The 16,789-nt window shown below is 59.5% G+C and carries 19 protein-coding genes and 2 tRNA genes; 14 read left to right on the top strand and 7 right to left on the bottom strand.

Annotation, left to right across the window (positions count from 1 at the left end; translation table 11 throughout):
- The first annotated feature begins 83 nt into the window (after nucleotides 1–83).
- Both mscL and IE166_RS10170 read left to right on the top strand, forming a co-directional pair.
- A complete protein-coding gene (mscL, locus tag IE166_RS10175; protein WP_189503511.1) occupies nucleotides 84–515 on the top strand; it encodes a large conductance mechanosensitive channel protein MscL in 432 nt (143 codons plus the stop codon).
- A gap of 105 nt (nucleotides 516–620) precedes the next feature.
- On the top strand, nucleotides 621–1,796 hold the full coding sequence (locus tag IE166_RS10170) for a pyridoxal phosphate-dependent aminotransferase (RefSeq protein WP_189503509.1): 1,176 nt from the start codon (nucleotides 621–623) through the stop codon (nucleotides 1,794–1,796).
- 830 nt (nucleotides 1,797–2,626) lie between these two features.
- On the opposite strand, the gene IE166_RS10165 is transcribed toward IE166_RS10170, so the two are convergent.
- The 5 genes from IE166_RS10165 to IE166_RS10145 all read right to left on the bottom strand — a co-directional run bounded on the left by IE166_RS10165 (nucleotide 2,627) and on the right by IE166_RS10145 (nucleotide 5,337).
- Nucleotides 2,627–3,139, bottom strand: coding sequence for a TerB family tellurite resistance protein (locus IE166_RS10165; RefSeq protein WP_189503507.1), 513 nt, complete (start codon nucleotides 3,137–3,139; stop codon nucleotides 2,627–2,629).
- Nucleotides 3,140–3,293: 154 nt separating this feature from the next.
- Entirely contained in the window at nucleotides 3,294–4,571 is a 1,278-nt protein-coding gene (gene hemA, locus IE166_RS10160) for a 5-aminolevulinate synthase (RefSeq protein WP_189503504.1), read from the bottom strand.
- A gap of 199 nt (nucleotides 4,572–4,770) precedes the next feature.
- The gene (locus tag IE166_RS10155) at nucleotides 4,771–4,965 is read right to left on the bottom strand and encodes a type II toxin-antitoxin system HicA family toxin (protein WP_189503502.1); all 195 of its coding nucleotides are present in this window, start codon (nucleotides 4,963–4,965) and stop codon (nucleotides 4,771–4,773) included.
- A 14-nt stretch (nucleotides 4,966–4,979) separates the two neighbouring features.
- On the bottom strand, nucleotides 4,980–5,225 hold the full coding sequence (locus IE166_RS10150; protein ID WP_189503500.1) for a DUF1902 domain-containing protein: 246 nt from the start codon (nucleotides 5,223–5,225) through the stop codon (nucleotides 4,980–4,982).
- Between the two features lie 37 nt (nucleotides 5,226–5,262).
- Nucleotides 5,263–5,337 (bottom strand) — tRNA-Thr (locus IE166_RS10145).
- Between the two features lie 136 nt (nucleotides 5,338–5,473).
- On the opposite strand from IE166_RS10145, the gene IE166_RS10140 reads away from it, so the two are divergent.
- From IE166_RS10140 to IE166_RS10085, 12 genes are all read left to right on the top strand, one after another.
- The gene (locus IE166_RS10140) at nucleotides 5,474–5,644 is read left to right on the top strand and encodes a hypothetical protein (RefSeq protein WP_189503497.1); all 171 of its coding nucleotides are present in this window, start codon (nucleotides 5,474–5,476) and stop codon (nucleotides 5,642–5,644) included.
- A gap of 150 nt (nucleotides 5,645–5,794) precedes the next feature.
- Nucleotides 5,795–7,084, top strand: coding sequence for a UDP-N-acetylglucosamine 1-carboxyvinyltransferase (gene murA, locus IE166_RS10135; RefSeq protein WP_189503495.1), 1,290 nt, complete (start codon nucleotides 5,795–5,797; stop codon nucleotides 7,082–7,084).
- A 106-nt stretch (nucleotides 7,085–7,190) separates the two neighbouring features.
- On the top strand, nucleotides 7,191–7,622 hold the full coding sequence (locus IE166_RS10130; protein ID WP_308430520.1) for a DUF2948 family protein: 432 nt from the start codon (nucleotides 7,191–7,193) through the stop codon (nucleotides 7,620–7,622).
- A gap of 7 nt (nucleotides 7,623–7,629) precedes the next feature.
- Nucleotides 7,630–8,919 carry a histidinol dehydrogenase gene (hisD, locus tag IE166_RS10125; protein WP_189503493.1) on the top strand — a complete coding sequence of 430 codons (1,290 nt, stop codon included), beginning with the start codon at nucleotides 7,630–7,632 and terminating at the stop codon, nucleotides 8,917–8,919.
- A 2-nt stretch (nucleotides 8,920–8,921) separates the two neighbouring features.
- Nucleotides 8,922–9,401: a UPF0262 family protein gene (locus tag IE166_RS10120; RefSeq protein WP_189503491.1), complete on the top strand. Its 480-nt coding sequence runs from the start codon at nucleotides 8,922–8,924 to the stop codon at nucleotides 9,399–9,401.
- Complete coding sequence (locus IE166_RS10115) at nucleotides 9,402–9,887, top strand: arsenate-mycothiol transferase ArsC (protein ID WP_385966040.1); 486 nt, start codon at nucleotides 9,402–9,404, stop codon at nucleotides 9,885–9,887. It begins immediately after the preceding gene.
- Nucleotides 9,888–9,981: 94 nt separating this feature from the next.
- On the top strand, nucleotides 9,982–10,200 hold the full coding sequence (gene infA / locus IE166_RS10110; protein ID WP_189503489.1) for a translation initiation factor IF-1: 219 nt from the start codon (nucleotides 9,982–9,984) through the stop codon (nucleotides 10,198–10,200).
- A gap of 97 nt (nucleotides 10,201–10,297) precedes the next feature.
- Complete coding sequence (locus IE166_RS10105; protein ID WP_189503487.1) at nucleotides 10,298–10,921, top strand: Maf-like protein; 624 nt, start codon at nucleotides 10,298–10,300, stop codon at nucleotides 10,919–10,921.
- A gap of 99 nt (nucleotides 10,922–11,020) precedes the next feature.
- The gene (yacG, locus tag IE166_RS10100; RefSeq protein ID WP_189503486.1) at nucleotides 11,021–11,230 is read left to right on the top strand and encodes a DNA gyrase inhibitor YacG; all 210 of its coding nucleotides are present in this window, start codon (nucleotides 11,021–11,023) and stop codon (nucleotides 11,228–11,230) included.
- A gap of 187 nt (nucleotides 11,231–11,417) precedes the next feature.
- Nucleotides 11,418–11,493, top strand: a tRNA-Phe gene (locus IE166_RS10095).
- A gap of 165 nt (nucleotides 11,494–11,658) precedes the next feature.
- Nucleotides 11,659–12,846: a capsular polysaccharide export protein, LipB/KpsS family gene (locus IE166_RS10090; protein WP_189503484.1), complete on the top strand. Its 1,188-nt coding sequence runs from the start codon at nucleotides 11,659–11,661 to the stop codon at nucleotides 12,844–12,846.
- Between the two features lie 40 nt (nucleotides 12,847–12,886).
- Nucleotides 12,887–14,836 (top strand): glycosyltransferase, encoded by a 1,950-nt coding sequence (locus tag IE166_RS10085; RefSeq protein WP_280514881.1) that lies wholly within the window; start codon nucleotides 12,887–12,889, stop codon nucleotides 14,834–14,836.
- 13 nt (nucleotides 14,837–14,849) lie between these two features.
- Here the strand turns inward: IE166_RS10085 and rfbD are convergent, their stop codons facing one another.
- A complete protein-coding gene (gene rfbD, locus IE166_RS10080; protein WP_189503480.1) occupies nucleotides 14,850–15,722 on the bottom strand; it encodes a dTDP-4-dehydrorhamnose reductase in 873 nt (290 codons plus the stop codon).
- The gene (gene rfbB / locus IE166_RS10075; protein WP_189503478.1) at nucleotides 15,719–16,783 is read right to left on the bottom strand and encodes a dTDP-glucose 4,6-dehydratase; all 1,065 of its coding nucleotides are present in this window, start codon (nucleotides 16,781–16,783) and stop codon (nucleotides 15,719–15,721) included. Before rfbB ends, rfbD begins: the two co-directional genes overlap by 4 nt.
- Nucleotides 16,784–16,789: the final 6 nt, after the last annotated feature.

The following is a 16,789-nucleotide window of genomic DNA, read 5'->3' as shown; positions in this document are numbered from 1 at the left end:
TTTGCTTACGCTGCGTCGCGCAGCTATGATCTGGATCATGGGGCAGCATTGGAGCGGCTCGTTTGGGGATAAAGGAAGGCGGGATGCTGAAGGAATTTCAGGAATTCATTGCGCGCGGCAATGTCATGGATCTTGCAGTCGGCGTGATCATCGGCGCCGCGTTCGGCAAGATCGTCACATCGCTGGTGGACGACATCATCATGCCGATTATCGGTGCGATCTTTGGCGGCTTCGATTTTTCCAACTACTTCCTGCCCCTATCCTCGGCTGTCAACGCGCCGACGTTGGCGCAGGCGCGCGAGCAGGGGGCTGTGTTTGCTTATGGCAGCTTCATCACGGTCGTGATCAATTTCCTGATCCTGGCTTTCATCATCTTCCTGATGGTCAAGGCCGTGAACAACCTGCGCCGCCGCATCGAGCGCGAGGAGAAGGTTGCGACACCGGCCGCGCCGCCACCGCCGGATGTGCAGCTTCTTACCGAAATTCGCGATCTTCTGGCCAGACGCGCGGTGTGATCCTGGCGCTAGCGCCGAGGTGATCGAAGGCTTATCGAAGCATGGCGCGCCGATGAGTCGTGCTTTGTTCGCCTTTCGTTTGTGAGTCGCCCCGGAGATTTGGTCGTGAGCCTGTTTGATAATCTGCGCGGCGATGCCCGCAACGTGCCCGAGAGCGACATCGTTGCGGCGATCAACTATGGCCGCGCCCGCCCGGGCACGATCCCGCTTTGGGCCGGTGAGGGCGATTTGCCGACGCCCGACTTCATCACGCAAGCGGCACAAGCGGGCTTGGCAAACGGTGAAACCTTCTACACCTGGCAGCGTGGTATTCCCGAACTGCGCCAGGCGCTTGCCCGCTATTATATCCGGCACTTCGGCCATGCGTTTCAGCCGGAAGAGTTCATCGTCACCGCCAGCGGCATGCATGCGATCCAGCTGGCGTTGCAGGCAACAACCGGGGCGGGCGACGAAGCGATCTATCTTTCGCCGGCTTGGCCGAATTTTGCCGGTGCCGTCGGCGTGTCAGGCGCCACGCCCGTGCCGGTGCCGCTGACGGAAACCGGCAATGGCTGGGTCTGCGACCTTGAACGGGTCGAAGCTGCGGTGACCGAGCGCACGCGCGCGCTGTTCATCAACACGCCGTCCAATCCCAATGGCTGGACGGCCGATCATGAGACATTGCGCGGGTTGCTCGATCTCGCCCGGCGCAAGAACCTCTGGATCATCGCCGACGAAATCTATTCGCTTTATCATTATTCCGGCAGCCGCGCGCCGTCCTTCCTCGATGTGATGGAGCCTGAGGACCGCATCCTCTTCGTTAACAGCTTCTCCAAGAACTGGGCGATGACCGGCTGGCGCATCGGCTGGCTGCGCATTCATCCCGATCTGCAGCAGGTGTTCGAGAACCTGATCCAGTATTCGACTTCGGGCGTGGCGCAGTTCATGCAGCGCGGCGCGGTCGCTGCATTGGATGAAGGCGATGCCTTTGTCGCAAGCCAGGTCGAGCGCGCTCACAAGGCCCGCGATCTCGTTTGCAGCGCCCTTCTGGATACGGGCCGCGTGCGCATGAGCGTGCCGCAAGGCGCGTTCTACGCCTTCTTCGCGGTGGACGGCATCAGCGACTCGCGCAACGCGACTTTCGACATCATCGACAAGGCCAGTGTGGGTCTCGCACCCGGCACCGCCTTCGGTGCCGCCGGCGCCGGCCACTTCCGCCTCTGCTTCCATCGCAACCTGGAACAGCTGGAGGAGGCGGCGGGACGGCTGGCAGATTATTTCCGAGCACAGCCGGCGGGGTGAGGGGGCGCTGAGGGCTCCCGCAAAAATAGCGTAAGCGTCTCGCGCTACGGTCCGGGCCAATGTCAAAGAACGCAGGTGCGCCAAGGCGTCACCTGATCATGTGCTGTCTTGCAGGCACGACTTCCCGCCTTCCCGACCATGAAAGTTCGGGAAGCGGACGCAAGAATCCGCGCCTCAGATTGATACTATGTACGGCGCGGAAACACTCGCGTCCGTCGGTGCGCTTGCCGCGGCACCGGTGGGCTGTTCGGATGGCTCTCCCCCTGGAAAGGTCCGAAACAGCGCTGAACCGGCTCGTGGCCCAGGCTTAAGGAGGACTGATTACCTCCAGATCACGCTACCGTTGCGCAACCAGCCCGGACACCGCCACCCTCCTCTGATCCCCGGTGCGCACCAGAGTCCCGACAAGAGCGATGGGGGGATTATGGCTGGAGGTGCTGGGGCGTGGATAAGTCTTTCATAAAAGCGCGGAGTTGAACGGACTTGGCGCCATTCCTCTCCCTCACTTTGTGCGGGAGAGGTGGCATGGCGCAGGCGTGATGGTGAGGGGAGCAGCTCCGGGTTCGGCGAGTGCAGCGGCGGCGGCGAGGTCGCGCCCCCTCACCGACCCTGACGGGCCACCTCTCCCCCGTGCCGGGGGTGAGGAACGGCGCCAGGTTCTGCAATGTCGCGCGTCTCTCGCCGCTTCGTCATCCTCCGGTGTGCGCCTCCGCTTATGCTGCAGCTCCCTCCAAGGATGACGAGGAGGATGTGAAGCCGATTTCAGGCCGGGCCTGCTACCATGTTGCAAGGGACAGAAGCTGCATTGGATCGATCATCCAACGAAGCGCTTACAAAAACAGCGTCTTCTTCAGCCTTGAGATCGACGATTGCTGCAACTCGCCGATACCGTTGTAGGCGCCAGCGACCTTGGTCAGCATGGCGACCAACTCATGCTTTTCAGCATCGTTCAAACTGATTTTCAGCACGGGAAGCAGTTCATCGGAAACCATCGAAAAGAACGCACGATTTTCCGTATAGGTCCAGGCCTGCTCGAACAGGGCCTGCGGGTCGGCAGCAAGCAGTGGGTCGCGCAGACAGTCGAGGATCGCGGTTTTTTCCTGCGCCGTGACAGGCGCTTCCGTCCGGATCAGCTGGATCAACAGGATGGCAGCGGCGAGTTGCGGGTCGCGGATGCGCGAAAGCTTCGTTCCTCGAAAGTCTTGGAACTTCTGTTTCGCTCGCCGCTGCAGCCCCTTGGTATCCTGATTGATCTCCTTGGCCGCACCATAAACGGTATGGGCGCGAATGACGAAGAAGATGATCGCGGCAATGATGCCCAGAAAGGCGATCAGAAGGTGCATCTTGCCCACGCAGGTCGATATCGAGACCAGCGTTTTAGCCGCCAGTCATCTGGATGGGCAAGCTTTGTTCAAGGCGGTCTTCAGGCGGACTCAAAGCAGATCGACGCCGACAGCGGGAAAAGGCGTCCATTGAAGGACGCCCTTTGAACCAGCGTCAGCCGCCTGCCGTGGACGTAACCAGCGGGATGATACGGTTAGTGCGCTGTTGGGCTGGGCGGCGGTCGTTGGCGAAGGGGATGCCGAGGGCTTCCCAGGTTTCGCGCAAGGCAGAAGCCAGTTCACCGATCAGCGCGTCCGAATGGAACGGCGTCGGCGTGATGCGCAGGCGCTCGGTGCCCCGCGGCACGGTCGGATAGTTGATCGGCTGAATGTACAGCCCGTGCACTTCAAGCAAACGATCGCTCGCCTTCTTGCAAAGCTCGGGATCTCCGACCAGCACCGGCACGATATGGGTTTCGGACGGCATCACGGGTAGACCGGCAGTCGACAGCTGGTCCTTGGTGTTCTGCGCCTGGCGCTGTTGCTGCTCGCGCTCGATCTGCGATTCTTTCAGATGGCGGATCGAGGCGGTTGCGGCGGCTGCGATCGATGGCGGCAGGGCGGTGGTGAAGATGAAGCCCGGCGCATAGGAGCGCACGGCATCGATCACCGAACGTGGGCCTGCGATATAGCCGCCCAGTGTGCCGAACGCCTTGGCCAGCGTGCCTTCGATGACGTCGATCTCGCCGGCGAGGTTATCGCGATCAGAGATGCCGCCGCCACGATTGCCATACATGCCGACCGCGTGGACTTCGTCGATATAGGTCATCGCATTGTAGCGGCGGGCGAGTGCGGTGATTTCGGCGATCGGCGCGATGTCGCCATCCATCGAATACACCGATTCGAACACGATCAGCTTGGCGCGCTCACGCGGCGCGATCGCCAGCAGTTGCTCGAGATGGGCGAGGTCGTTGTGGCGGAAGATCTTCTTGTCGGCGCCCGAACGCCGCACGCCTTCGATCATCGAGGCGTGGTTGAGTTCATCCGACAGGATCAGACAGTCCGGCAAAAGCCGTGCGATCGTCGAGATCGACGCTTCGTTCGACACGAAGCCGGAGGTGAAAACGAGGGCGGCTTCCTTGCCATGCAGGTCGGCGAGTTCGCGCTCAAGCTCGACCAGCGGATGGTTGGTGCCCGAAATGTTGCGCGTGCCGCCGGCACCCGAACCCATGCGGCCCGCTGCAGTCTGCATGGCGGAAATCACATCGGGATGCTGGCCCATGCCGAGATAATCGTTCGAGCACCAGACGGTGATCTCGCGTGCTTCACCTTCCGAGCGCCAGATCGCGCGGGGAAACTCGCCCACGATCCGCTCGAGATCAGCGAAAACGCGATACCGCTTTTCCGCATGGACCTGATCGACTGCTTCTTCGAAAAACCGCTCGTAGTTCATTCCATCCGCCCTGTTCGGCCGCCCTGTTCGGTTGGTGGTGGCGATTATAGGACCGCGCGCCAAACCCGTAAACTTCAAGGACTTGGTCATTTTGCCCCACGGCTTTGCCAGACCAAGTGACGGTGTTTTAGCCGAGACAGGTGGCGCGACCTTTGATCTGGGTCAAATGTAGAACGAGGTTTCCGCTAAGAAAGTGAACTTAGAACGCCTTCTTCAGACCGGCCTGCTTGAGCGTCTCATTTGCTGTGTGACGCGACTTGGTCCCTTTATCGACCGTGAAGTAGCGGTTGGTCAGAGGGCTGAACCAGATCTCGTGATCGCCTTTGCCCATCCGGGTAAAAGTACAGCCATTCTGCGTCAGGATATCTTTAAGCTCGCGCAGAAAGCCGGCCATCACTCAACCTCGAATTAAGCGAGTGGATTGGGGATGCGCGCGAGATGATCGGCCATGATGTGGATCGGAATTTCCGGTGCTTCGAACCGAACACCGTTCAACTCGATCAAGTCGGAAACCGCTGCAATGACTTTTTCTTCAAGGCGCTCGAAGGTTTCGGCTTCGACAGCAAGGCCTTCGATGTCGGTTGTCGAGGCAACCCAGACACCAGCTTCCTCATCCCAATCGGCTCGAACCAGGATCGACATGCGTCTTACCATCGAACGTCCTTTCCGAGAGGTGCTAACGTTGGGAAAATGGTGCTGCGAGAGAGGATTGAACTCTCGACCTCTCCCTTACCAAGGGAGTGCTCTACCACTGAGCTACCGCAGCTGGCCGACGAATGCGGCTGGCTTCTGCCATAGGTCTTTGCAAAGCGCAAGCGAGGCTTGCACTTACCCAAGGCAGGTTTTTAACAGAAGCGGTGTGATTTATGATGACCGCGCTCGGATAGGCTTGGGGAAAAGCGATGGCGGACGACAAGAAGGCGGCGAAAACGCGGGAAGATCGGTTGGCGGAGCAGCTTCGCGCGAATCTCGCCCGCCGTAAGGAGCAAACGCGGTCGCGCCGGCAGGGTGAGGCGGATTTGCGTCGCGAAGGCGTAGCAGTGAAAGGCGGCGCGGCGAGCGAAGACGAATAAGAGCGGGCAAAGGGTCTGTGATAAGGGAGACGGCAAACGGGTTCCTTGATGTGGCCATCTTGATCGTCTAGGGGACGGATATAACCTTCGCCGTTCGAAGCCGCCTGCCAAGCGGGCCTCCGGCGTCATCCAAAGAAAGCCAGGGCTCGCATGGACCGCATCAGACTCGTGGGTGGTAACACGCTCAACGGCACTATTCCGATTTCCGGCGCCAAGAACGCCGCGCTGCCGTTGATGATCGCTTCGCTGCTGACCGACGACACGTTGACCCTGGAGAATGTGCCGCATCTCGCCGATGTCGAGCAGCTGATCCGAATCCTCGGCAATCACGGCGTCGATTATGCCGTCAGCGGCCGTCGCGAAAAGCAGGCGGAAGGCTATTCGCGCACGATCAGCTTCACCGCGCGCAACGTCGTGTCTACCACCGCGCCCTATGAACTCGTGTCCAAGATGCGGGCGAGCTTCTGGGTGATCGGCCCGCTTCTGGCGCGCTGCCACGAGGCGCGCGTGTCGCTGCCGGGCGGCTGCGCCATCGGCACACGGCCGGTCGATCTGTTTATCGAAGGTCTGGAAGCGCTGGGCGCCACGCTCGACGTCGATGGCGGTTACATCAATGCCAGGGCGCCAGGCGGTCTCGTCGGCACGCGCTATGCGTTCCCCAAGGTTTCCGTCGGCGCAACGCATGTGCTGATGATGGCGGCATCGCTCGCCAAGGGCGAAACGGTGCTGGAAAACGCGGCGCGTGAGCCGGAAGTCGTCAACCTCGCCGAATGCCTTAACGCGATGGGCGCGCGGATCAGCGGCGCCGGCACGTCGACGATTACAATCGAGGGCGTTGAAACGCTGCATGGCGCGCGCCATGCCGTAATTCCCGACCGCATTGAGACCGGCACCTATGCCATGGCCGTGGCGATGACAGGCGGCGACGTGCTGCTCGAAGGCGCCAAGCCCGATTACCTGCAGGCTGCTCTCGACACGCTGGTGCAGGCTGGCGTCGAGGTGACACCAGGCGCAAGCGGCATCCGCATTCGCCGCAACGGCAACGGCATCCTGCCGGTCGATGTCACGACTGAGCCTTTCCCGGGCTTCCCTACAGACCTGCAGGCGCAGTTCATGGGCCTGATGACGATGGCCAACGGCCAGTCGCGCATTACCGAAACGATCTTCGAAAACCGCTTCATGCATGTGCAGGAGTTGGCGCGTCTCGGCGCCCAGATCCACCTGTCCGGCCAGACCGCGATCGTGGATGGCGTTTCCAAGCTCAAGGGCGCGCCCGTGATGGCGACCGATCTGCGCGCATCCGTGTCGCTGGTAATCGCCGGATTGGCGGCCGAGGGCGAAACGGTGGTGAACCGCGTCTATCACCTCGACCGCGGCTTCGAGCGTCTCGAAGAAAAGCTGTCGCGTTGCGGCGCCGATATTGAACGCATATCCAGCTGAAACCGCACGACATTTGACGCGTTCGTCTAGCGAAAGGCGCGGGTGACACATTGCTCTCCCGCGCGTGAACGCCTACACGAAACCGGACCTGTCAAATGAGATCGCCATGCTGAAACTTGCAGCACTCGACGAAGACGATCTGAAAATCGTTTCCGCCCATGTGCAGGATGCGGTGATCCGCGTCGGGGATATGCGCTGGGACAAGGGCGCACGTCGCTTCCTCCTGGAAATCAACCGCTTCGCCTGGGAGAGCCCGGTCAACTCGGTGTTCAATCAGCGTTACGAGCGCCGCCGCTCGGTTCTGCATTTCGAAGGCGTGCAGGCTGTGCGCGCAAGCGGCATTACGCGCGACAAGGTTGACGACGTTCTCGTCCTTCTCTCGATCCGCTTTACGCCTGAAGACGCGCCCGCCGGCACGATCGAGCTGATCTTTGCCGGCGACCATGCGCTTCGGCTTCAGGTCGATTACGTCGAAGGCCGTTTGACCGATCTGGGTGCGGCCTGGGAAGCGGGATCGAAGCCCGCCCATTTCGGATGATGTTGTTGTGGTGACCCGTCTCGATCAGCGCGAGGGCAATTTCGAACCCCGCTTTGCCGCCTTTTTATCGACCAAGCGCGAAGTGTCGGATGACGTGGATCGCGCCGTGCGCGACATCGTGGCTGACATCCGCGCGCGCGGCGATGCTGGCCTGATCGGTTATACGCGGCGCTTCGACCGTGCCGACATCACCAGCCGGCTGCGGATTACGCCGGAAGAAATCGCGCAAGCCTACGAGACCTCTGATCCGGCGGTGGTGGATGCGCTGCGCTTTGCGCGCGAACGCATCGCATCCCATCATGCCCGCCAGAAGCCGGTGGATGATCGCTACACGGACGCGGCCGGTGTCGAACTCGGTTCGCGCTGGACGGCCGTCGAGTCGGTCGGCCTTTACGTGCCAGGCGGCACGGCAAGCTATCCAAGCTCTGTTCTGATGAACGCCGTGCCAGCCGTCGTAGCCGGTGTCGAGCGCCTTGCTATGGTGGTGCCGGCGCCCGATGGCGTGTTGAACCCCCTCGTGCTAGTGGCCGCGGACATCGCCGGCGTCAGCGAAATCTACCGCATCGGCGGTGCGCAGGCGGTGGCAGCCCTTGCCTATGGCACGGAAACGATCGCGCCGGTCGCCAAGATCGTCGGGCCCGGCAATGCCTATGTCGCGGCCGCCAAGCGCCAGGTGTTCGGTACGGTCGGCATCGACATGATCGCCGGGCCATCCGAAGTCCTTGTGGTCGCCGACGCCCAGAATAACCCCGACTGGATCGCAGCCGACCTTTTGGCGCAGGCCGAGCATGATGCCTCCGCGCAGTCGATCCTCATTACCGACGATGCCGGCTTCGCCGATGCGGTCGCTGAGGCCGTAGAGCGCCAGCTCAAGCTCCTGCCCCGCGGCGAGATCGCATCACGCTCCTGGGCCGATTTCGGCGCGCTGATCCTGGTGGACAGCATCGACGCTGCGGTTCCCCTCATCAACCGTATCGCCGCCGAGCATCTCGAACTCGCCGTTGCTGATCCAGATGCGCTCCTGCCGAAGATCCGCAATGCCGGCGCGATCTTCCTTGGCGCTTATACGCCGGAAGTGATCGGTGATTATGTCGGCGGCTCCAACCACGTCCTACCGACCGCACGCTCGGCCCGCTTCTCGTCAGGCCTGTCCGTGCTCGACTTCGTCAAGCGCACCTCGATCCTGAAGCTCGGCCCCGATCAGTTGCGCGCGCTGGCACCGGCCGCCATTGCCTTGGCGAAAGCCGAAGGCTTGGATGCCCATGGCCGCTCCGTTTCGATCCGATTGAACGTCTGACCATGACGCTGCCGCCGAACTGCCGATTGATCGAAGTCGAGCTCGACGAATCAATCGGCCGTTCCACGCCGGATGTCGAACATGAGCGCGCGGTCGCGATCTTCGACCTGATCGAGGAAAACAGCTTTCGTCCTATCGGCGACGAGGCGGGTGGCCCCTATCGGCTCAAGCTGTCACTGGTGGAAAACAAACTGGTCTTCGCCATCAACCGCGAAGACGGCGAGCAGGTCGTGCTCCACATCCTGTCGCTGACCCCATTTCGGCGGATCGTGAAGGACTACTACATGATCTGCGAAAGTTATTACGACGCGATCCGGTCTTCCACGCCAAGCAAGATCGAAGCGATCGACATGGGCCGGCGTGGCCTTCACAATGAAGGCTCGCAAACGCTGTTGGACAGGCTGGGCGGCAAGATCGAGGTCGATTTCACCACGGCGCGGCGCTTGTTCACGCTGATCTGCGTTCTGCATTGGCGCGGCTGATTGCCTGTGACGGATCAGGAAGCCCAGAACGACGATACAGCGGACAAACCCGCCAAAGCCCCGCGCTCCCTACTGTTTTTGTGTGGCATGAATGCCGTGCGCTCGCCCATGGCCGAGCAGATCGCGCGCAGCATGCTGCCGTCGTCGACCTTCCTGGCATCGGCCGGCGTGCGAGCAGGGGAGCGCGACCCCTTCGTGGATGCCGTGCTGGCCGAAAAAGGCCTGACGCTGGGCGAGCGCCAGCCGCTCACCTTGGATCAGCTGGAAGACGACTATTTCGACCTCATCATCACGCTGGCACCGGAAGCGCATCACCGCGCTTTGGAACTGACGCGCACGCTTGCGGTGGACGTGGAATATTGGCCTACGGCCGATCCAACCTCCGCGACGGGCCGGCGCGACCAGATCCTTGACGCCTATCGCGATGTGCGCGATCGGCTGGAAGCGCGAATAATCAACCGCTTTGGCTCGAAAAGCGCTTCCTGACACCCCAAATAAGACGTTCACAACAGGCGCGGCATCATATAGGTGTTGCCCCAGATTTCAGGCCCTTCTTGAAGGAGCCGCAGAAAGGATACGGATGGCAAAGGAAGAAGTCCTCGAATTTCCCGGCACGGTTACGGAACTGCTGCCGAATGCGATGTTCCGGGTGAAGTTGGAAAATGAGCACGAGATCATTGCTCATACCGCTGGCCGCATGCGCAAGAACCGCATCCGCGTGCTGACGGGTGACAAGATCCTGGTGGAAATGACGCCCTACGATTTGAGCAAGGGCCGCATCACCTATCGCTTCAAGTAAGCTCGGCCGTTTTGAACGAAACGGCTGCTTCGGCGCCTGCCTTGGCATTCAGCCGTTTGAAGCCACCATTCTCCGCTTTCATTGACGGAATTGATCGATGAGCGACGTTGCAAAGCTTGTTCTGGCGTCCGGCTCGCCGAGGCGCATCGAGCTGCTGCAGCAGATGGGCATCGAGCCACATCGCATTCTGCCGGCCGATGTCGACGAGACGCCCGCCAAGAGCGAGATTCCGCGCTCACTCGCCAAGCGCCTGTCGCGCGAAAAGGCCGAACGTGCTGTGGCCATCATGGCCGCCGAAAAGACGGCAACCGGCGCCTTCATTCTGGCCGCAGATACGGTTGTGGCCGTGGGTCGCCGTATTCTGCCGAAAGCAACGATCTCCGACGAGGCGGTCGACTGCCTGCAACTGCTATCGGGTCGCTCGCACCGCGTTTACACCGGCGTTTGCGTCATCACGCCGGCCGGCAAGATGCGCCAGAAGCTCGTGGAAACACGCGTGCGCTTCAAACGCCTGTCCCGCCGCGAGATCGATCGCTACATCGCGTCCGGCGAATGGCGCGGTAAAGCCGGCGGCTATGCCATCCAGGGCCTTGCAGGGGGCTGGGTCGTGAAACTTGTCGGTTCCTACACCAATGTCGTCGGCTTGCCGCTCTATGAGACCGCAGGCCTGCTCGCCGGCGATGGCTTCGATGTCCATGCTGGCTGGGGCGCGGGCGCGTAAGCCTCGCCATCCTGGCTACGATTGCGATCTTTCCTCGGATCGCCTGCGTACCTATCTTCCGTTTACATCCCAGACCGACCTGATTGGAAGCGCCAGTTCATGGCTGAGACGATCGTCACCCCTTTGCGCCCGAAGCGCCCATGCCCAGAATGCGGCCGCCCCTCCCAGCGCGCCACCTTCCCCTTCTGCTCGCCGCGCTGCAAGGACATCGACCTGAACCGCTGGCTATCAGGCGCCTACGCCATTCCCGTGCGCGACGAAGAGGAAGACGAACAGGAAACGCTCCCGGGCGAAAGCGAGCGCAGCTGAAGCCGTTCCCAACACACACGAACAGCCTGGATTGGGCGTTCGGCGAGGAGGCTGTGGGTAAGCTGACGAATGTTTTTCTTAAATGTCCCGGGGGTGCTGGACAGGGCAAAAACCCGTGCTATAACCCCGCTCGCTTCCGGCGGAGCACCAACCCCGCCGCCCCAAGGCATTTGCCTCGGAAACGGATGCCCAAGTAGCTCAGTTGGTAGAGCATGCGACTGAAAATCGTAGTGTCGGTGGTTCGATTCCGCCCTTGGGCACCACTCAGACCTGAGTAGGTCTTCATCACGTCGTTCTGAAATCTGTTCCGCTAGTAATATGCTCCGAGAGATGTTGCAGAAGGCGGCCAACAGCTTTTTACTACTTTTCATCTGTACACGCATGCTCCAACGACATACCAGCCACGGAAGTTCGTCGTGGGAGATCAGATGCGCATTTTGTTGATCGTTGATCCGTATAAAATCCGGGGACACTGGCGAACTCCGATCTGGATCGTGCAGAAGTACGTGGAGATGGTGAGCGAGCTTGAGGGGAGCCTGCGTCAGTCCATCAAGATCTTTTGCAGCCAACATATTGCAAGGCACCTGATCGAACAGGGAGCCGATGCGGAGCTCTTCACGACCCTGAGTCGATCTCAGGAGCGGGCCGATTTCAACGAAGCCCGCAACGAGTGGGACGAACGCGATGTTCGTCGCTGGGAAGATCACATGCGCGGAAGAGCTCGCTCGTCCGACGTGATGCTGCGGCACATCGATGAACTGCGGCAAGATTTCGATTTCGAAGGGATCGTCTACTGGGGGACGAATCTCGCTCTACAACACTATTGCCTTGAGCAGGGCATCCCGGTGCTGTTTAGCGAGCTTGGGCCGCTGCGGCCTCCATACGGCTTCCTCGGGGCATTGGACAGTTTTGGAGTGAACGGCCATGGCTTCCCCGCGCGGGTGACCCTTGCGGACATAATAAAGCAAGAAGATCATCTTTTCGAGTTTCAGGATGAGGAGATCGGTACCCAGCGATCCAAGACCGTACTCGCTGCGCTACAAAACATGGATGATAGCAATCTTCTTATCCACCGGGGGGAGATGTCGTATGATGATTTTATCCTGTCTTCGGTGTCACTTCTGGCGAACGCTGGGCACAAGGTCCTGGTTTGCCCGCATCCAGGCGCCTACAGGTATCGCTATACCTATGTTCATCAATGTCAGCTGCTAAGCACGCTTGCAGTCATCCCAGGGGTTTCCATTCAAAAGCCTTTCGTTACTGCTGAAATCATGCCCTCGGTCGATGTGGTTGTTGCATATAATTCCTCGGTGGCCTTCGAAGCTCTCTGCTTGGGAAAGCCGATAGTCCTGGGTGGGGCAGCTTCATTCGCACCTAAGGGGTTGTCGTTGTCTGTCAAGGAAAGTATCAGGCCCGTAAAGATCTTGAGGGAAAACTTAGCTCAATACCTTGATTTCATGGCTAGGTATTATGTGAAGTTCGACGAACTTTTCGCTCTTCCGCGTGTGACGAGCGAACTCCAATTCTGGAGCAGTTTGAATGGCCTGGAGAACGCTCAAGTCATAGACGCAATTGCCTCAAAAGAGGTCACTAAAAGCTTTGAGGTTTCTGTTTGATGCTGTCCGTTATCATTCCCGTCTATAACTCCCAAAAGAACTGGATTATCTCCTAAGTTCTTTGCTTGAAAATACGGACATGGCGCATTTGTCCGAGATCCTGATCGGTGATGACGCCTCTGATGATTTTACGAGAGAACTCATCGCCGGTTATGCGGAGCGTGAAAGCAAGATAAGGCATGTTCGTAGAGAGCATAATCTAGGTTTTCTGGCCAACGTAAACGACTTGTTTTCGTCAGCTCAGTCCGAATTCGTCGTCTTGATGAATTCTGATACGATCGTTCCGCCAAATTGGGAGGTGAGAGTCCTTGATGCTATGCAGTCCTCGCAAGAGGTTGCTCTGGCTTGCCCGTTCACCACGAATGCAACCAATCTCGTTTTGCGATCTAACGATGGTCAGCACTGGAGGGATGTCGACATTATCCTGTCCAAGACGGCCCCAACTTACCCGCCCTGCAATCCCGTTGTCGGGTTCTTTGTATGCATACGGCGCGATCTGTTCATATCGGAGCCGTTGATGGACCCGATCTTCGGAAAGGGTTACTGGGAAGACACTGATCTTCATTTCAGGAGCAAGAGCCGCGGCTTCAAGAATATTGTCATCGATAATCTGCTGGTCTTCCACAGTAATCATAGTCCAAGCTTCTCTATCGAGCATAGCTTGGGCACTATCAACGATCAGAACAGTGCTCTTTTCATGCGTCGTTGGAAGAGCGAGTTCGAGTCGGCAAGCCGTGAGCTTGAACTTCTCGGCTTGCCGTCGAAACGTCATTCGTTGCGAGATGGAGTGACATTAGCATCCCGCAATTACCGGGAATATCAAATCCTATTTGTGCTGCCAGCTTCTGTTGCTTCAGTGGGCGGGATCTCTGTTGTTCTAGACTTCGTAGATGAGCTAAATCACCGTGGGATACAAGCGGCCGTTTATGTTTATGGTCATTGTGATGAGAGCTTCATCAACGAAAGATTTCAGACTTCACCCTTCAGATCAGTGGACAGCATAAAGAAAACCGTCAAGTCCTGCCGCTACGTTGTAAGTACGAGCTGGGACTCGCATGATATAGCTGAGGGTCTCGCGAAGTATTTCGGAGCAAGCCTTGGAAATCTTGCGCAAGGGCCTGAAATTGCCTTCAACAACGGAAAATTTGCGCCGATGGTGCTGGGCAACTACCCTAGGAACGATTTTATTTTTTCCGTATCTTCGTACATCGACGAATACATTAAAATAGGTGGAAGTGACTCGGTCGTATTGCCTCTCGGCCCATCAAGGCTGAGGTACTATCCCGCTAAGAAGGCGCGCAACAAGAAGGCGATCGCGGTCTGTCTCCGAGAAAATCCGTTGAAGGGAACCGGTCTGGCCTTGAGCGTTGCCTTGATGGCGCAACGCGCGGGCTACGTTGTTCACACCTTCGGACATGATGCAGATGAATGGCGTCTGGAGTTGTCCGATGTTGTGTCTCACGGTCCACTACACGGACGCAAGCTGGCAGAGCTTTTCTCATCGGTCGGCTACTATGTAGACTGCAGCTACATGGAAGGGCTTGGGCTTCTTCCCCTAGAGGCAGCGTTCTGCGGCGCGATCCCAATCGTTCGCAGCTTGCACGGTCTTCGCGGTACATTGCGAGATGGCATCAACTGTCACGTGCTTCCAAGTGACTTTGTCCCCTATGAATTCTTTGCTTCTCTAAGCGCGAGTGCTGAAGAAGAGGGAATTCGGATGGAAGCTTGCAAGGTGAAGGTTGCGGTGTCTCTGGAGGCGGCGGTAGAGAAGCTCATTCAAGTCCTGCAACTTTCTCCCGAGTCATTCGAAGGTGAAGAACTTCCGATTGCTGAAGAGCCACGAAATGGAAGATCTGCCCAGGAATGGGAAAGGTTGATATCTCACAACCAGCATCTTCAAGAGCATGTCGAGCAGATAAGAACATCCACGAGTTGGCGTCTCACAGGTCCTCTGCGGATTATCGGTCGCAAGCTGAAGGGCATAAACTAGCTTCAGATCAAAGCTAGACCCACTCTTGCATGCGAACCATTGCAGCTTTCCATGGTGGTATCCTCAGGCCGAACACCGACGCAAATTTTGTATTATCCAACCGCGAATTGGCAGGCCGCTTGGCCGGCGTCGGGTACTCCGCCGTCGTGATCCGCTCGACACGGGCCTTGGCTCCCCCGCGTTCGGCCGACTGCCGGAAGATTTCCTCGGCGAAGTCGGCCCAGGTGCAGGTGCCTTCGGCCGTCATGTGGAAGATGCCGCGCCAGGTTGGGTCGGCGGGAGAGGCGAGGGCGTGGTCTAGGACCTTGGCCAGGCCTGCCGCGATATCTGGCGCATAGGTTGGGCTGCCCCATTGATCGGCGACTACGCGCACGACGTCGCGGTCGGCTGCCAGGCGCAGCATCGTCTTGAGGAAGTTGTTGCCGTAGGGGCTGAATACCCAGGCGGTGCGCAGGATGACGTGGTCCGGGTTGGCTTGCGCCACCGCGCGCTCGCCGGCGAGCTTGGAGCGGCCGTAGACGCTTTGGGGATCGACGGGATCGTCTTCGGTGTAGAAGCCGTCCTTGTTTCCCGCGAAGACGTAGTCGGTCGAGATATGCAGGATCGGAATGCCGGCTTCGCGCGCTGCGGTAGCGAGAACGCGCGGGCCCGTTTCATTGGCTGCGAAAGCCGCGTCCGGCTCGGACTCCGCCTTGTCGACAGCCGTATAGGCGGCGGCGTTGATGAGGGCGGCCGGTTTGTGTTCGAGGATGGCTGCTCCCACGGAAGCGGGGTCGGTGATGTCGAGTTCTGGCCGCCCGAGCGTCACGAACTGGCGCTCAGGCGTGGAGATGGCGGCCAACGATTGCGCGACCTGGCCGGAGCGGCCCGCGACGAGGATCTTCACGAGGCCTTCCGCTGGCCGAGGCGCTCGCCGGAATATTTCTTGGCGCGGATCGGACCCCACCATGCCTGATTGTCGAGGAACCACTGCACCGTCTTTTCCAGACCTGTCTCGAAGGTCTCCTGCGCCTTCCAGCCGAGTTCGGATTCAATGCGGCTGGCGTCGATCGCATAGCGCAGATCGTGGCCCGGACGGTCAGTCACGAAAGTGATCAGGTCGCGTCGCGACGAGGCGTCGGGGAGGGGCTGCAGGCGGTCCAGCACGTCGCAGATGGTGTGAACGACCGTGAGGTTGGAGCGCTCGTTGCGGCCGCCGATATTATAGGAGCGGCCGAGTTCACCTTGCGTGGCGACCAGCACGAGCGCGCGGGCATGATCATCGACGTAAAGCCAGTCGCGCACATTCTCGCCATTGCCGTAGACCGGCAGCGGCAGGCCTTCCAGCGCGTTGAGGATCACCAGCGGGATCAGCTTTTCCGGGAAGTGGTAGGGGCCGTAATTGTTCGAGCAGTTAGACAAGACGACCGGCAGGCCGAACGTGTGGTGCCAGGCATTCGCCAGATGGTCGGATGCGGCCTTGGATGCCGAATAGGGCGAGGAGGGCGCATAGGGCGTTTCCTCGGTGAACATCTGGTCGTTGAAGTCCAGCGTGCCATACACTTCATCGGTGGAGATGTGGTGGAAGCGGAACGTGTCGCGCTTGTCGCCCGTCAGGCTGTTCCAGTAATCGCGCACGGCTTCGAGCAGGCGGTAGGTTCCGACGATATTGGTCTGGATGAATTCGGCCGGACCGTCGATCGAACGGTCGACATGGCTTTCGGCGGCCAGATGCATGACGATGTCGATCTCGTGCTTGCGCAGCGTCTCGCCGATCTTGGCACCATCGGCAATATCGGCCTGCACGAAGCTATAGCGCGGATCCTCCGCGATCGAGGCTAGCGTTTCGAGGTTCGCCGCATAGGTCAGCTTGTCGAGGTTGACGACGTGGTGCTCGGTTTCGTTGATGAGGTAGCGGCAAACGGCTGAGCCGATGAAGCCGGCTCCACCTGTCACAAGGATGTTCATCGCAAG

The organism is Tianweitania populi (genome assembly GCF_014652875.1).
Lineage (GTDB): Bacteria > Pseudomonadota > Alphaproteobacteria > Rhizobiales > Rhizobiaceae > Tianweitania > Tianweitania populi.
Note: the sequence above shows the minus strand (reverse complement) of the source record. Positions and strands in the feature narration are given on the sequence as shown.

What these genes read in the sequence shown, in the direction of transcription:
- mscL (WP_189503511.1), top strand. Translation starts at nt 84, where the DNA reads ATGCTGAAGGAATTTCAGGAATTCATTGCGCGCGGCAATGTCATGGAT.
- IE166_RS10165 (WP_189503507.1), bottom strand. Translation starts at nt 3,139, where the DNA reads ATGCACCTTCTGATCGCCTTTCTGGGCATCATTGCCGCGATCATCTTC.
- hemA (WP_189503504.1), bottom strand. Translation starts at nt 4,571, where the DNA reads ATGAACTACGAGCGGTTTTTCGAAGAAGCAGTCGATCAGGTCCATGCG.
- IE166_RS10155 (WP_189503502.1), bottom strand. Translation starts at nt 4,965, where the DNA reads ATGGCCGGCTTTCTGCGCGAGCTTAAAGATATCCTGACGCAGAATGGC.
- IE166_RS10150 (WP_189503500.1), bottom strand. Translation starts at nt 5,225, where the DNA reads ATGGTAAGACGCATGTCGATCCTGGTTCGAGCCGATTGGGATGAGGAA.
- IE166_RS10140 (WP_189503497.1), top strand. Translation starts at nt 5,474, where the DNA reads ATGGCGGACGACAAGAAGGCGGCGAAAACGCGGGAAGATCGGTTGGCG.
- murA (WP_189503495.1), top strand. Translation starts at nt 5,795, where the DNA reads ATGGACCGCATCAGACTCGTGGGTGGTAACACGCTCAACGGCACTATT.
- IE166_RS10130 (WP_308430520.1), top strand. Translation starts at nt 7,191, where the DNA reads ATGCTGAAACTTGCAGCACTCGACGAAGACGATCTGAAAATCGTTTCC.
- IE166_RS10120 (WP_189503491.1), top strand. Translation starts at nt 8,922, where the DNA reads ATGACGCTGCCGCCGAACTGCCGATTGATCGAAGTCGAGCTCGACGAA.
- infA (WP_189503489.1), top strand. Translation starts at nt 9,982, where the DNA reads ATGGCAAAGGAAGAAGTCCTCGAATTTCCCGGCACGGTTACGGAACTG.
- IE166_RS10105 (WP_189503487.1), top strand. Translation starts at nt 10,298, where the DNA reads ATGAGCGACGTTGCAAAGCTTGTTCTGGCGTCCGGCTCGCCGAGGCGC.
- yacG (WP_189503486.1), top strand. Translation starts at nt 11,021, where the DNA reads ATGGCTGAGACGATCGTCACCCCTTTGCGCCCGAAGCGCCCATGCCCA.
- IE166_RS10090 (WP_189503484.1), top strand. Translation starts at nt 11,659, where the DNA reads ATGCGCATTTTGTTGATCGTTGATCCGTATAAAATCCGGGGACACTGG.
- rfbB (WP_189503478.1), bottom strand. Translation starts at nt 16,783, where the DNA reads ATGAACATCCTTGTGACAGGTGGAGCCGGCTTCATCGGCTCAGCCGTT.